We start from the raw sequence: 13,717 nt of genomic DNA on the forward strand, positions 1-13,717 counted from the left end.
TCAGACGCCCGCGTACCCCTGGGCCGGTCCAGGGGTTTGAGCCACTTTCCGGTCACGCAGAAATTTTTTCCGGAAGTCGCGTAATAGATGGCGAGGAGGGCGCTCTCTCCCTGTGCGGCCCGGTCGCGGAACCGGCCCACAGGCACCGAAAGGACGCACTCATGCACACCGTCGTGGAACGCGAACTGGAGCTCAGGCTGGTTCTGTCGCCCGAGCGCAGCATCCCCGTCCCTGCCCGGCTGACGTACCGCACGGAGGACCCGTACGCCGTGCACGTCGCCTTTCACGTCGGCTCCGACTTCCCCGTCCACTGGACGTTCGCCCGCGATCTGCTGGTCGAGGGCGTGTTCCGGCCGTGCGGCCAGGGGGATGTGCGGATCTGGCCCACCAAGGTCGACCGGCGCAACGTCATCTTCGTGGCCCTGGCCTCGCCCGACGGCGACGCCCTTCTGGAGGTGCCGTCCGCCGTGGTGGCCACCTGGGTGGAGCGGACTCTGCGGCTGGTTCCGCCGGGTACGGAGACCGAGCGGCTCGGCATCGACGAGGCCCTCGCCGAGCTGCTCGCGCCGCTGCCGGCCGACGATCTGTGGCTGAGCGAGCCGTGGGCGTCGGACGAGTGGCAGGACGGCGAGGCGTGAGCGGGCGCGGCCTGGCCGGCCGTCAGAACACCTTGCCCGGGTTGAGCAGCCCGAGCGGGTCGAACGCCTGCTTGATGCCCCGGTGCAGTTCGACGCTCACCTCGCCGAGCTCACGCGCGAGCCATTCCTTCTTCAGGACGCCGACGCCGTGTTCACCGGTGATCGTGCCGCCGAGTTCCAGGCCGAGCGCCATGATCTCGTCGAAGGATTCCCGGGCCCGCCGGGACTCGTCGGCGTCGGTGTGGTCGAAGCAGACGACGGGGTGGGTGTTGCCGTCGCCCGCGTGCGCGCAGACGCCGATGGTGAGGTCGTACTTCTCGGCGACGGCGGCGGTGCCTTCGAGCATCGCGCCGAGCTTCGAGCGCGGTACGCAGACGTCGTCGATCATCGTGGCCGACTTGACCGTCTCCAGTGCGGTGAGCGACATCCGCCGGGCCTGGAGCAGCATTTCGGACTCGGCGGCGTCCTCAGCGGGGACCACCTCGGTGGCGCCCGCCGTGGTGCACAGCTCGGCGACGGCGGCCAGGTCGGCCGACGGGTCCGGGGTGTCGAAGGCGGCGAGCAGGAGCGCCTCGGTGGTGTCGGGGAGGCCCATGTTGGCCATCCTGTTGACGGCATGGACTGTTGTACGGTCCATCAGTTCGAGGAGTGACGGGGTGTGACCGCGCTCCATGATCCGGCAGATCGCCTCGCAGGCGGTGGCCGCGCTCGGGAACTCGGCGGCCAGGACCAGCTGCTGCGGCGGCCGGGGCTTCAGCGCGAGCACGGCCTTGACGACGATGCCGAGGCTGCCCTCCGAGCCGACGAAGAGCCGGGTGAGGTCGTATCCGGCGACGCCCTTGGCGGTACGGCGGCCGGTCGTGAGCAGCCGCCCGTCGGCGAGGACGACCTCCAGGCCGAGTACGTACTCGGCGGTGACCCCGTACTTCACGCAGCACAGACCGCCGGACGCGGTGCCGATGTTGCCGCCGATGGTGCACGTCTCCCAGCTGGAGGGGTCCGGCGGGTAGTAGAGACCGTGCTCGTTGACCGCCCGGGACAGCACCGCGTTGATGACGCCCGGTTCGACGACGGCGATCCGGTCGACGGGGCTGATCTCCAGGATCCGGTCCATCTTCACCAGGGACAGCACGATGCAGTCGTCGCAGGCGTTGGCCGCGCCCGACAGACCGGTACGGGCTCCCTGCGGGACGACCGGGACGCGCAGGGCCGTGGCTGTGCGCATGACGTGCTGGACCTGCTCGACCGTGCGCGGGAGCACGACGACGGCCGGCGTTCCCGCATCGCAGAAGCTCGCCATGTCGTGGGCGTAGGAGGCGATGACGTCCGGATCGGTGGTCAGGGCCTCGGCGGGCAGACCCGCACGCAGTTGTTCGAGAAGACCGTTCATGATCCAAGCGTGGCACTCGGGCCCATTGGTGTGAACCCGTCTGCCGCAGCCTCCGCAAGGCGCGGTGTGCTCTTCGTACTGACGCAGAGTGATCGGCATGGATGTCACGCCGCAGCAGCCTCCGCAGTCCCCCGATTCGACCGAGCCTCCCCTTGAACCTCCCGGAACCGGCCCCGCACCGCCGGACCCGGCGTCGCCCGGCCCGGCCCCGTCCGAACTGCCGCCCCTTTCGCTGCGTACGACGCTGCGCAGGGCGGCCATGGGTGCGGTGGCGGGTGCGGTACTGGTGACAGGTGCGGTGGTGGCCGTGCCGGAGGACGAGAAGAAGTCCGCGCCGCCGCCCGCGCCCGGTCCGGTTTCGCGGGCCCTGAAGGCCAGGGACATGGGCTCCCCCGCCTCGCTCTCCGATCTGACGGCGCTGATCGGGGACCGGCAGCAGTGGGTGGGCACGCATCCGTCCGACGCGCCGTCGTGGGCGTTGCTCGGCACGGCCTATGTGGAGTGGGGGCAGCGTTCCGCGGACGCGGCGTACTACAGCCGGGCCGAACAGGCGCTGAAGCGTTCGCTGGACGTACAGCCGGGTGAGAAAGGGAACACGGCGGCCTGGGTGGGGCTCGCGACGCTCGCCAATGCCCGGCACGACTTCGTCACGGCGAAGAAGTGGGGTGAGACGGTACGGGCACGGCAGCCGAAACAGTGGAACGTGTATCCGGCCCTGATCGACGCGTACAACGGCCTCGGTGACTACGAGTCCGCGAACACTGCGGTGGAGAAGTTCACGGCGCTGCACTCCGGCGCCCCGGCTCTCATCCGGACGGCGCAGAGGTACCGGGACCTCGGCCGGCGCGAGGACGCGCAGGCCGACGCGCAGGCCGCGGCGGACCGGGCCACCACACCGGCGCAGAAGGCGGAATGCCTGTATCTGCTGGGCGAACTGGCCTGGGAGCGTGGCGAGCCCGACAAGGCGGTGGCGCAGTACAGCGCGGCGCTGCGGACCGACCGTGCCCATCCGTCGCTCGCGGGCCGGGCCAGGGCGCTGGTGGCGCTCGGCCGTACGGACGAGGCCGAGCGCGACTACAAGGCGGCGCTGGCCAACCTCCCCCGGCCCGAATACATGCTGGCGCTGGGCGAGTTGTACGAGTCGCTGGGCCGGGACGAAGATGCCCGCAGCCAGTACGCGCAGCTCGGCACGGCTCTCGCGCGTGACGACGGCGAGGGCGTGGACAACGCAGCTCTGCGCGGCCGTTTCGAGACCGATCACGGGGACCCGGCCGCGGCGGTGAAGCTGCTGAAGGCGGAGTGGGACCGGTCGCACCGCAGCGCGGCGGTGGCGGACGCGCTGGGCTGGGCGCTGCACCGCTCCGGCGACTCGTCCTCCGCGCTGCAGTACGCGACGCGGGCGGTCGACACGGATGGGCAGAACGCCTCGTACATGTCCCACCTGGGCGCGATCCAGCAGGCGTTGAAGGACTACGGTCCGGCGCGCCGCAATCTGGCGGAGGCCCTGCTCATCAACCCGCACTTCTCGCCGCTGGAAGGCCCTGCGGCCCAGAAGGCCCTGGATTCCCTGGGCGGCCCTCCGGCTGACGTCCCGCAGGGCATGCAGCCCGCCCGGGCACCCGATCCGGCGCCGGAGCCGCGGCCCGTCGCACCGGCGCCGCAGCGGCAGGCGCCCGCTAAGGCCCCGGCCTCGCATGTGTTGAGCAGCCCGCTGACGGGGCAGCCGGTACTTCGCCCGGGTCCCGCGTCGGTCCGGCCGCCGGACGGCCCGCACATCGCAGGCCGTCCGGCGATTTCCGTCGACGGCGAGGTCGCGGGGGAGAGAGTGGGCGTCCGTCGGCGATGACCAGGCGGGTACCGACGGCGTGGTACTCGGGGCCGTCGGCCGGGTCCGCGAAGGTGACCGTGCAGGACGCCGAGTCGCGGTCGCCGCCCCGACAGCGCGCCCTCCGGGCACGGGCAACATATGAGGCGGGGCTCCGGGTTCGCCGGAGGCCCCGCCTTCACGCCCTGGGAGCTCAGAGGTTGCCGCGCTTCTCCTGCTCGCGCTCGATCGCCTCGAACAGGGCCTTGAAGTTGCCCTTGCCGAAGCCCATCGAGCCATGGCGCTCAATCATCTCGAAGAAGACGGTCGGGCGGTCCTGGACGGGCTTGGTGAAGATCTGCAGCAGGTAGCCGTCCTCGTCGCGGTCGACGAGGATCTTCAGCTCGCGCAGGGTCTCCACGGGGACGCGGGTCTCGCCCGCCCACTCGCCGAGGGTGTCGTAGTACGAGTCGGGGGTGTCCAGGAACTGGACGCCGGCCGCCCGCATCGCGCGCACCGAGGCGACGATGTCGTTCGTGGCGAGCGCGATGTGCTGGACGCCCGCGCCGCCGTAGAACTCCAGGTACTCGTCGATCTGGGACTTCTTCTTGGCGATCGCCGGTTCGTTGATCGGAAACTTCACCTTCAGGGTGCCGTCGGCGACGACCTTCGACATGAGGGCGGAGTACTCGGTGGCGATGTCGTCGCCCACGAACTCCTTCATGTTGGTGAAGCCCATGACCTTGTTGTAGAAGCCGACCCACTCGTTCATCCGGCCGAGTTCCACGTTGCCGACGCAGTGGTCGATGGCCTGGAAGGTCCGCTTGGCCGGCGGCTCGACGATGGGGGCGGCGGCGACGTAGCCGGGCAGGTACGGGCCGTCGTAGCCGGTGCGCTCGACGAGGGTGTGGCGGGTCTTGCCGTACGTGGCGATGGCGGCCAGCACGACCGTGCCGTACTCGTCCTTGGCCTCGTGCGGTTCGGCGAGCCCGAGGGCGCCGTGCTCGACCGCGTACGCATAGGCCGCTCGGGCGTCCGGGACCTCGATGGCCAGGTCGACGACGCCGTCGCCGTGCTCGGCGACATGGTCGGCGAGGAAGCGGCCGTGGTCGGTGGACGCCTTGATGACGGAGGTGAAGACGAAACGGGCTGAGCCATTGGTCAGGACGTAACTCGCCGTCTCGCGGCTGCCGTTCTCCGGCCCGGAGTAGGCGACCAGCTTCATGCCGAAGGCCGTCGAGTAGTAGTGGGCGGCCTGTTTGGCATTGCCGACGGCGAAGACGACCGCGTCCATTCCCTTGACCGGGAAGGGGTCGGCCTGCCGGGCTGTGTCGGGGGTGGTGTGCAGAGTCTCAGTCATACTCGAAGGCTCTCGCCGCTTCGCAAGGTGCGCAACAGTTCGCGAATCCGCTGGGCAATCTGCACAGCCGATGGGGATGATGGCCGGGCTATCTGTACATGATGACCATCACAGCGACCCCGGAGACGCACCATGGCGATCGATCCCCTGGACGGGCGGCTCATCGTGCTGCTGGCCCGCGAGCCCCGTATCGGCGTCCTGGAGGCGTCGCGCCGGCTCGGCGTGGCGCGCGGGACGGTACAGGCGCGCCTGGACCGGCTTCAGTCGAATGGAGTCATCCGCGGATTCGGCCCGACCGTCGATCCGGCGGCGCTCGGCTACCCCGTCACCGCGTTCGCGACGCTGGAGATCAAGCAGGGCCAAGGCGCCGATGTACGGGCCCACTTGGCCGGTGTCCCGGAAGTGCTGGAGCTGCACACCACCACCGGGCACGGAGACATGCTCTGCCGTCTCGTCGCGCGTTCCAACGCCGATCTTCAACGGGTGATCGACCGGGTTGTCGGTTTTGATGGCATCGTCCGGGCCTCCACGGCCATCGTCATGGAGAACCCGGTTCCGCTGCGCATCATCCCGCTCGTCGAGCAGGCCGCAGGGGACAACGACTGAGCCGAGGAGTGGCGTGTGAGCTTCTGGGAGTACCTGGGCGACCGGCATCAACAGCTGCTCACCGACGCGTATCAGCACGTCAGTGCCGTATTCCAGTGCATGGTCATCGCCACCGTGCTGGGTGTCCTGATCGGGGTCGTCACCTATCGCAGCGGATGGGCGGGGGCGCTGGCCATCACGTCGACGGCGACGATCCTCACCATCCCCTCCCTCGCCGCGATCGGTCTGCTCATCCCGCTGGTCGGGCTCGGGGTCGCGCCCACGGTGATCACTCTGACGCTGTACGGGCTGCTGCCCATCGTCCGTAACTCGATCGTGGGCCTGCGTGGCGTCGATCCGTCGCTCGTCGACGCGGCGAAGGGCATCGGAATGTCGCGGCCGGCCCGGCTGTGCCGGGTGGAGCTGCCGCTCGCCTGGCCGCCGATCCTCACCGGCATCAGGGTCTCCACACAGATGCTGATGGGCATCGCCGCCATCGCCGCCTATGCGTCGGGCCCCGGCCTGGGCAATGAGATCTTCCGCGGCATCGCCTCGCTGGGCAGCGCCAACGCGCTCAATCAGGTGCTCGCAGGCACGCTCGGCATCGTCATCCTCGCCCTGCTCTTCGACGCCGCGTACGTACTGCTCGGGCGGCTCACCATTCCCAGGGGGATCCGTGTCTGAGACCTCCGGCGCCGGAAACGCCGGCCCCGATACCGCCGACAGCGCCGAAACGACGAAGACCACTTCCGGCGCCACCATCCATCTGGACAATCTGACCAAGCGCTATCCGGGCAATCCGAGCCCGGCGGTGGACAACGTCACGATGGACATCAAGGCCGGTGAAACGGTGGTCTTCGTCGGCCCGTCCGGCTGCGGGAAGTCCACCACCCTGAAGATGATCAACCGGCTGATCGAGCCGACGTCCGGGCGGATCAGGATCAACGACGAGGACGTCACCGACATCGACCCGGTGAAGCTGCGCCGCAAGATCGGTTACGCGATCCAGTCGTCCGGGCTCTTCCCGCACATGACGGTCGCCGAGAACATCGCCCTCGTACCGAGGATGGCCGGCTGGTCGAAGTCGAAGGTGAAGGACCGGGTCGAGGAGATGCTCGATCTGGTCGGCCTCGACCCCCGGGAGTTCCACGGGCGCTACCCGCGTGCGCTCTCCGGCGGACAGCAGCAGCGGGTGGGCGTGGCGCGGGCCCTGGCGGCCGATCCACCGGTGCTGCTGATGGACGAGCCGTTCGGCGCGGTCGACCCGATCACCCGCGACCACCTGCAGGACGAACTGATCCGGCTCCAGCACGAGCTGCACAAGACGATCGTCTTCGTCACCCACGACTTCGACGAGGCGATCAAGCTGGGTGACCGGATCGCGGTACTGCGGGAGCGTTCACACATCGCGCAGTTCGACACCCCGGAGGCGATCCTCACCAACCCGACGGACGACTTCGTCTCGGGTTTCGTCGGTGCCGGGGCCGCGCTGAAGCGGCTCAACCTCACCCGCGTACGGGATGTGGAGATGGTCCAGTTCCCGACGGTTACGGTCGACGACCCGCTCCAGTCGATCTTCAACAAGCTGCGCGGCGGCCCGCACAACGAGCTCCTGATGCTGGACCGCAGGAACCGCCCGTACAAGTGGCTGCGGCGCGGCGACCTGATGCGGGCGCGGGGTTCGCTGGCGCGTGCCGGACAGCTGGTCCATGACACGGTGACGCGGGACGCGACGCTGCACGACGCCCTGGAGGCGGTGCTGACCGACAGCGGCGGACGGGCCGCGGTGACCGGGCGGCGCGGCGAGTTCATCGGGGTCGTCGACATGCACACCCTGATGAACTCCGTCCAGGAACTGCTGGAGGCCGACCGGCTCGCCGCCATCGAGCACCAGCACGACCTGGAGGAAATGCGCGCCCACCAGACCGAACAGGAGCTGGAGGGCGGTGCGGGCGCATGAATCCCAACTCCCCTCGGAATCCCGAACCGGCGCGGACTCCGCGCTCCCTGCGCCCGGCGCCCGCGTCCGACAAGGACCGCCCGCCCGGCGAACACGACGTCATGGGCCATGCCTTCCGCGACGAGGAGGAGGAACCCCCACCGCCACCGGCGGGGCCGCGGCGCCGGATCACCTGGCGCAAGCTGGTACTGCTGCCGGCCGCGCTCGCGATCGTCCTGGCCATCACCTATCTGTGGATCACCAACACCCACCTCGACTCGATCGCGAGGAACGCGCTCACCGGCGGCAATGTGCGGCTGCGCTGGTGGCAGCATGTGAAACTGACCGCGATCTCGACGTTCTGGGTTCTGATCATCTCCATCCCGCTGGGGATCGCACTGACCCGGCGCCGGCTGCGCAAGGGCGCCCCGGTGGTCACGGCCGTCGCCAACATCGGGCAGGCGACCCCCGCGATCGGTCTGCTGGCGCTCCTGGTCATCTGGCTGGGCATCGGCCCGTCGACGGCGATCATCGGCATGGTGATCTACGCGGTGCTGCCGGTGTTCTCCAACACCGTGGCCGGTCTCAAGGCGATCGAACCGAGCCTGGTCGAGGCCTCGCGCGGCATCGGCATGTCGGCGATGGGGACGCTCGCCAAGGTCGAACTGCCGCTCGCCGTCCCGCTGATCCTGGCCGGTGTACGGACGGCGCTGGTGCTCAACGTCGGTACGGCGACCCTGGCCACCTTCGTCGGTGGCGGCGGCCTCGGGGACCTGATCACCTCGGGCATCCAGACCCAGCGGATGCCGGTGCTGGTACTCGGTTCCGTACTGACGGTGGTGCTGGCGCTGCTGGTGGACTGGCTGGCCTCGCTGGTCGAGGTGGCATTGACGCCGCGCGGACTGGAGGTGGGGTGAGATGGGCCCGCGGCAGGTGCGTGCCGGACTCCTGGGGGCGGTCGTCCTGGCACTGACGCTCTCCGGGTGCGGTCTGAAGAGCGGCTCGCCGATGGTGGACGACGTGGTGCCCGGCTCCGTGGGTCAGGGGAAGCCGCTGGACGGTGCCTCGTTGACCGTCACCTCGAAGAACTTCAGCGAGAACATCATCCTCGGCCAGATGATCGGCCTGGTCTTCAAGGCCGCCGGTGCGGAGGTCCTGGACCGGACGGACCTGCCCGGTTCGATCAGTGCGCGCGAGGCGATCGTCAAGGGTGGCGCGGATGCGATGTACGAGTACACGGGCACCGGCTGGATCACCTATCTCGGCCATGCGAAGCCGATCGCCGACCCGTTGCAGCAATGGAAGGCGGTCCGCGACGAGGACCGGAAGAACGGCGTGACCTGGCTGACGCCGTCCACCCTCAACAACACCTACGCGCTCGCCATCAGCAGGAAGAACAACGCGGAGTACCACCTGAGGACGCTCTCCGATGTCGCCGCACTGGCGAAGATGGATCCGTCGGCGGTGACGATCTGCGTGGAGAACGAGTTCGCCTCGCGCGACGACGGGCTGCCGGGCATGGAGAAGGCGTACGGGATGTCGCTCCCGGCCGCCAACATCAAGAAGATGGACGCCGGGATCATCTACACCCAGGTCTCGAAGTCCAACTCCTGCCTGCTGGGAGAGGTGTTCACGACGGACGGCCGGATCAAGGCCATGGACCTCGATGTGCTCGTGGACGACAAGCACTTCTTCCCCAACTACAACGCGGCGCCCGTCATCCACACCAAGACCTTCGAGAAGTACCCGCAGATCGCGGGGCTGCTCGACCCGGTCAGCAGGAAGCTGACGACGGAGGTCGCCCAGGTGCTCAACGCGAAGGTGGACGTGGACGGGCAGGACCCGCACGAGGTGGCGAAGGACTGGCTGATCCAAGAGGGGTTCATCAAGAAGGGGTGAGCCGGGAAGCCTGCGCCGCGGCCCTCCCCCGGGCACCGCCCCTCACTCACAAAGATTCCGTTGCAAAGAACCTGTTGCAAAGAGAACTTTGCAACTCTACGGTTTACCCATGCCCGCAACAGAGGACGGCACCGAGCCCCCCGCCGAAGCCGAGAACGTCCACAAAGTCGATGCCCGCACCCTGCGCGGGCTGGCCCACCCCCTGCGGCTGCGCCTGCTGGCCGCCCTGCGGGAGTACGGCCCCGCCACCGCCTCCGGTCTCGCCGACCGGCTGGGCGAGTCCAGCGGCGCCACCAGCTACCACCTCAGGCAGCTGGCGGCGTACGGCTTCGTCGAGGACGACCCGGAACGCGGCAAGGGCCGCGAGCGCTGGTGGCGGGCCGCACACCGGGGCACCGTCTTCGACAGCAGCAGATTCCTGAGCCACCCGGATCCCGAGGTGCGCGGTGCGGTCGACGTCGTACTCCACGAGATCGCCACCACACACTCCCAGGAGCTGAACACCTGGATCGGCACCATGCGCGAATGGCCCGACGCATGGCGCCAGGAAGGCTGGGACATCAGCGATTTCCAGGTGCGCCTCACCCCGGATCTCTCCGAGGAGCTGATCGGGAAGATCCACGAACTCATCGAGAGCTACCGGGGCCGGGTACCGGAGGGCACCGAGGGATCGGCCAACGTCCGCAGCCATGTGCACCTCTTCCCGCGCCCCGCGGAGTAACCAGCCCCTCCCGACCGGAAGGACACCGTCATGCACTGCGACACCCATCTGCTGCTGCACAGCCTGCGCTCCGCCGAATTGCGGGGGCACGCAACGGAGTTCGGTCTCGCACCGGCCGCCTCGCACACCGGGCTGCGCACCCGACTGGGCTGGGGTCTCATCGAGCTGGGGCTGCGCATCCTGCCCCGCCACCCCGGCCGCGCCTTTGTCGCACCCAGTACGGCATGAACGGCCGGGGGGACCGGAACCGCACCCCGCTCATCGCCGTTCTCTCCGCCAACTCCATATCCACGGCCGGTACTTCACTCACCCTCATCGGTGTCCCGTGGTTCGTCCTGGAGACCACGGGCAGCGCGGGACGGGCCGGCGTCGTCGCCTTCTGCGCGACTCTGCCGATCGTCGTCTCCGCGCTGATCGGCGGACCCGTCATCGACCGGATCGGGCGCCGCCGGGTCTCCGTCGCCTCCGACCTGGTGTGCGGCGCGGCCGTGGCCGCCATCCCGGTGCTGCACTACGCGGACGCCCTGGCGTTCTGGATGCTGTGCGCGCTGATGGCGCTCAGCGGACTCCTGCACACCCCGGGCAACACAGCCCGCTACGTCCTCGTACCGGATCTCGCCGAGCACGCCGGCACCACCCTCGCCCGCGCCGCCAGCCTCTTCGACGCCGTCTCGCGCGGCGCCCGGATGGTCGGGGCGGCGCTGGCCGGCGTACTGATCGCGCTGGTCGGCGCGGAGACCGTACTGCTGCTGGATGCCGCGACGTTCCTGACGTCCGCGCTGCTGATCGCGGCCGGGGTGCGGGGGGTACCCGCGGCCGAGCCCCGCAAGGCCGCGGCGCCCGTCTCGCTGCGGGCGTACCGCGCCGAACTGCGCGAGGGATACGCCTACTTGCTGAGCAACCGGCTGCTGCTGGCCGTCGTGGTGATGGTCCTCTTCATGAACGGCACCGATCAGGGCTGGAACGCCGTCCTGCTACCGGTGCACGCCTCCGCCGAGCTGGGCGGGGCCAGGGACATCGGACTGCTCACCGCACTGTTCGGCGCGGGCGGGCTGACCGGGGCACTGCTGTACGGGGCGTTCGGGCACCGCTTCTCGCGGCGGTCCGTCTTCACGGTGTGTGTGGTGCTGTGCGGCGCGCCCAGGTATGCGGTCGCGGCGCTGACCGGGACGACGCTGCCGCTCGCCGTGACCATGGCGCTGAGCGGCATCGCGGGCGGGGTGCTGAACCCGATCCTCACGACGGTGATCTACGGGAGCGTGCCCGACGAGCTGCGCAGCCGGGTCTCCGGGGTCCTCACGGCGGGCGGCGAACTGGCCATGCCGGTGGGCGGTCTCGCGGCCGGCCTGCTGGTGGAGAGCGCAGGGGCGAGAGGGGCACTGCTGGCGATGGGCACGGTGTACCTGCTGGCGACGCTGAGCCCGTTGGTGTTCCCGGTGTGGCGCACGATGGACGTGGCCGGGTCCGGGTCCGGGTCCGAGTCCGGGGCCGGGGGCGCCGCGTCGGAGGCCTCCGTACCGTCACCGGCCGCCGAGGTCAGCAGCTCGGGACCTCGCGCCCCTGCTCCAGCGCCTGGAGCGAGGACACCGCGCTCTTCAGAGTCGTGACCGGGATCAGCCGGAGCCCCTTGGGGAGCTCGGCACCCGCCTCCCTGCACTCGGCCTTCGGGACGAGGAAGACGGTCGCGCCGTCGCGGTGCGCGGCCTGAGTCTTGAGCGACACTCCGCCGACCGCGCCGACTGTGCCGTTCGCCTGGATCGTTCCGGTGCCCGCAATGGTGCGGCCACCGGTGAGATCGCCGCCGGAGCCGTCGCCGTCGAGCTTGTCGACGATGCCGAGCGCGAAGAACAGGCCCGCGCTGGGGCCTCCGACATCGGCGAGGTGCAGGGTGACGTCGACCGAGTTCTTGGGCTTGTCGAGGTAGTTCAGGGCCGCGTCGACGGCGGAGTTCTGCGACTTCCTCATGTCCTCGAGGTTGTGCTTCTCGATCTCCTTCTCGGAGCCGCCGGTCGGGTAGACGGAGTTGCGGGGCAGAACCGCCCGGTCCGTACGGAACCAGCTGTCGACCACATCACCGATGCCGACATCGACGGTGGGCCCGGTCGCGACGATCGTCGTCATCCGCAGCTCGCCCTCGGTGGGGCGGGTGGGCGCGCCCTTGATACTGATCACGGGAGTGCCGTGATCGTCCCCGAGCACGTTCGCGGTCGTGCCGGGCTGTGCCAGCGTGAACGGCAGCGGTGCGAAGGCAGCCACGCCGAACAGGGCGAGGACGGGCACGGCGCACAGGGCGAGGGTGCGGGTGCGGGGGCGCGAGAGACGAGTGAGCACCCGCCCAATCTAACCGCCGGGGCGCTGGTACGGGCCGGGTGGTGGGGCGACCCGGCCCGCCCGGCTGCCCGCGCTCCCGCGAGGGGCCGGGTCGTCCGGTCGGCCGCTTCGTCCTCGATCGCCCGACGGGCTTGAATTGGCTAGCGGAGCGCGTCCGCCACCTCGCGGGCCGCGTCCACGACTCGGGGGCCGACGCGTTCGGGTACGGCGTCGGCGAGCATCACCACGCCCACGCTCCCCTCGACCCCCGTCACCCCCATCAGCGCGGCCGCCGCCCCGCTCGCCCCGGCTTCCAGTTCGCCGTGGGTGAGGGTGAAGGCGGTCTCACCCACCGGCTTCTGGCGGGCGGCGAGGATCGCCCGGCCCGCGGCACCCCGGTCCAGCGGGTGACGGAAGCCGGCCCGGTAGGCCACGTGGTAGTCGGTCCAGGTCGGCTCGACGACCGCGACCGCCAGCGCGTCGCTGCCGTCGACCAGCGTGAGATGGGCGGTGGCCCCGATGTCCTCGGCGAGGGACCGCAGTGCGGGCAGTGCGGCTTCCCGTACGAGCGGATGCACCTGGCGGCCCAGGCGCAGCACGCCGAGGCCGACCCTGGCCCGGCCGCCCAGATCGCGGCGTACCAGGGCGTGTTGTTCCAGGGTGGCCAGCAGACGGTAGACCACGGTTCGGTTGACGCCGAGTTTGTTGGACAACTCGGTGACGGTCAGGCCGTGGTCGGTGTCGGCGAGCAGTTTGAGGACCCGTAGTCCCCGGTCGAGAGTCTGGGAAGTCTCCGCGGTCACGACGCCCTCTCCTCTTTGGTGAGCGGCGGCGGCTGGTTCCCACGGAATGTGTGCCACCGGTCCCAGCGGCGACGCACGGAGAGGCCGCCGGCCTGGCCAAGGCAACCGGCTGCGCTCCGCGGCGGCGTTGCCACGGGGCGTGCATTTTTTTGGGACAGTAGCGAGCCAGTCCGCTCAGCGGAAGACCTCGTCCAGAATCCGGGCGTCAGCGGAAGTGGAGTTGCGGTGAAGAACCATAAGCGCCGGTCAGCGCGGCGTCGGCCGAAGC

Annotated in this window: 14 protein-coding genes; 10 read left to right on the forward strand and 4 right to left on the reverse strand. The window is 69.9% G+C overall.

Annotation, left to right across the window (positions count from 1 at the left end; translation table 11 throughout):
- Positions 1 to 161: 161 nt before the first annotated feature.
- Positions 162 to 638 carry an SsgA family sporulation/cell division regulator gene (locus IEZ15_RS22915; protein ID WP_189279154.1) on the forward strand — a complete coding sequence of 159 codons (477 nt, stop codon included), beginning with the start codon at positions 162 to 164 and terminating at the stop codon, positions 636 to 638.
- 22 nt (positions 639 to 660) lie between these two features.
- Here IEZ15_RS22915 and IEZ15_RS22920 read toward each other — a convergent pair whose 3' ends face one another.
- On the reverse strand, positions 661 to 2,028 hold the full coding sequence (locus tag IEZ15_RS22920; protein ID WP_189279155.1) for an FAD-binding oxidoreductase: 1,368 nt from the start codon (positions 2,026 to 2,028) through the stop codon (positions 661 to 663).
- 97 nt (positions 2,029 to 2,125) lie between these two features.
- On the opposite strand from IEZ15_RS22920, the gene IEZ15_RS22925 reads away from it, so the two are divergent.
- Positions 2,126 to 3,874, forward strand: a complete 1,749-nt coding sequence (locus IEZ15_RS22925; protein ID WP_189279156.1) for a tetratricopeptide repeat protein — start codon at positions 2,126 to 2,128, stop codon at positions 3,872 to 3,874.
- 172 nt (positions 3,875 to 4,046) lie between these two features.
- Here the strand turns inward: IEZ15_RS22925 and hppD are convergent, their stop codons facing one another.
- Positions 4,047 to 5,192, reverse strand: coding sequence for a 4-hydroxyphenylpyruvate dioxygenase (gene hppD, locus IEZ15_RS22930; protein ID WP_114244756.1), 1,146 nt, complete (start codon positions 5,190 to 5,192; stop codon positions 4,047 to 4,049).
- Positions 5,193 to 5,324: 132 nt separating this feature from the next.
- On the opposite strand from hppD, the gene IEZ15_RS22935 reads away from it, so the two are divergent.
- The 8 genes from IEZ15_RS22935 to IEZ15_RS22970 all read left to right on the forward strand — a co-directional run bounded on the left by IEZ15_RS22935 (position 5,325) and on the right by IEZ15_RS22970 (position 11,943).
- Entirely contained in the window at positions 5,325 to 5,798 is a 474-nt protein-coding gene (locus tag IEZ15_RS22935; protein ID WP_114244757.1) for an Lrp/AsnC family transcriptional regulator, read from the forward strand.
- 15 nt (positions 5,799 to 5,813) lie between these two features.
- On the forward strand, positions 5,814 to 6,461 hold the full coding sequence (locus IEZ15_RS22940) for an ABC transporter permease (protein ID WP_114244758.1): 648 nt from the start codon (positions 5,814 to 5,816) through the stop codon (positions 6,459 to 6,461).
- A complete protein-coding gene (locus tag IEZ15_RS22945; RefSeq protein ID WP_373302601.1) occupies positions 6,454 to 7,737 on the forward strand; it encodes an ABC transporter ATP-binding protein in 1,284 nt (427 codons plus the stop codon). Before IEZ15_RS22940 ends, IEZ15_RS22945 begins: the two co-directional genes overlap by 8 nt.
- Positions 7,738 to 7,838: 101 nt before the next feature.
- Positions 7,839 to 8,633: an ABC transporter permease gene (locus IEZ15_RS22950; RefSeq protein WP_229846062.1), complete on the forward strand. Its 795-nt coding sequence runs from the start codon at positions 7,839 to 7,841 to the stop codon at positions 8,631 to 8,633.
- A 1-nt stretch (position 8,634) separates the two neighbouring features.
- Positions 8,635 to 9,615 carry a glycine betaine ABC transporter substrate-binding protein gene (locus IEZ15_RS22955; RefSeq protein WP_189279158.1) on the forward strand — a complete coding sequence of 327 codons (981 nt, stop codon included), beginning with the start codon at positions 8,635 to 8,637 and terminating at the stop codon, positions 9,613 to 9,615.
- A gap of 109 nt (positions 9,616 to 9,724) precedes the next feature.
- Positions 9,725 to 10,336 (forward strand): winged helix-turn-helix domain-containing protein, encoded by a 612-nt coding sequence (locus IEZ15_RS22960; protein WP_114244761.1) that lies wholly within the window; start codon positions 9,725 to 9,727, stop codon positions 10,334 to 10,336.
- Positions 10,337 to 10,366: 30 nt separating this feature from the next.
- The gene (locus IEZ15_RS22965; protein ID WP_189279159.1) at positions 10,367 to 10,564 is read left to right on the forward strand and encodes a hypothetical protein; all 198 of its coding nucleotides are present in this window, start codon (positions 10,367 to 10,369) and stop codon (positions 10,562 to 10,564) included.
- Entirely contained in the window at positions 10,561 to 11,943 is a 1,383-nt protein-coding gene (locus IEZ15_RS22970) for an MFS transporter (RefSeq protein ID WP_189279160.1), read from the forward strand. Before IEZ15_RS22965 ends, IEZ15_RS22970 begins: the two co-directional genes overlap by 4 nt.
- On the opposite strand, the gene IEZ15_RS22975 is transcribed toward IEZ15_RS22970, so the two are convergent.
- The gene (locus IEZ15_RS22975) at positions 11,873 to 12,667 is read right to left on the reverse strand and encodes a S16 family serine protease (RefSeq protein ID WP_114244764.1); all 795 of its coding nucleotides are present in this window, start codon (positions 12,665 to 12,667) and stop codon (positions 11,873 to 11,875) included. The two genes, IEZ15_RS22970 and IEZ15_RS22975, sit on opposite strands and share 71 nt — an antisense overlap.
- Positions 12,668 to 12,807: 140 nt before the next feature.
- Entirely contained in the window at positions 12,808 to 13,449 is a 642-nt protein-coding gene (locus IEZ15_RS22980) for an IclR family transcriptional regulator (RefSeq protein ID WP_114244765.1), read from the reverse strand.
- Positions 13,450 to 13,717: the final 268 nt, after the last annotated feature.

It is taken from the genome of Streptomyces atratus (genome assembly GCF_014648655.1).
Lineage (GTDB): Bacteria > Actinomycetota > Actinomycetes > Streptomycetales > Streptomycetaceae > Streptomyces > Streptomyces atratus.

Excerpts from the sequence above, each read along its gene's own strand:
- IEZ15_RS22915 (WP_189279154.1), top strand. The coding sequence starts at position 162 with ATGCACACCGTCGTGGAACGCGAACTGGAGCTCAGGCTGGTTCTGTCG.
- IEZ15_RS22920 (WP_189279155.1), bottom strand. The coding sequence starts at position 2,028 with ATGAACGGTCTTCTCGAACAACTGCGTGCGGGTCTGCCCGCCGAGGCC.
- IEZ15_RS22925 (WP_189279156.1), top strand. The coding sequence starts at position 2,126 with ATGGATGTCACGCCGCAGCAGCCTCCGCAGTCCCCCGATTCGACCGAG.
- hppD (WP_114244756.1), bottom strand. The coding sequence starts at position 5,192 with ATGACTGAGACTCTGCACACCACCCCCGACACAGCCCGGCAGGCCGAC.
- IEZ15_RS22935 (WP_114244757.1), top strand. The coding sequence starts at position 5,325 with ATGGCGATCGATCCCCTGGACGGGCGGCTCATCGTGCTGCTGGCCCGC.
- IEZ15_RS22950 (WP_229846062.1), top strand. The coding sequence starts at position 7,839 with ATGGGCCATGCCTTCCGCGACGAGGAGGAGGAACCCCCACCGCCACCG.
- IEZ15_RS22955 (WP_189279158.1), top strand. The coding sequence starts at position 8,635 with ATGGGCCCGCGGCAGGTGCGTGCCGGACTCCTGGGGGCGGTCGTCCTG.
- IEZ15_RS22960 (WP_114244761.1), top strand. The coding sequence starts at position 9,725 with ATGCCCGCAACAGAGGACGGCACCGAGCCCCCCGCCGAAGCCGAGAAC.
- IEZ15_RS22965 (WP_189279159.1), top strand. The coding sequence starts at position 10,367 with ATGCACTGCGACACCCATCTGCTGCTGCACAGCCTGCGCTCCGCCGAA.
- IEZ15_RS22970 (WP_189279160.1), top strand. The coding sequence starts at position 10,561 with ATGAACGGCCGGGGGGACCGGAACCGCACCCCGCTCATCGCCGTTCTC.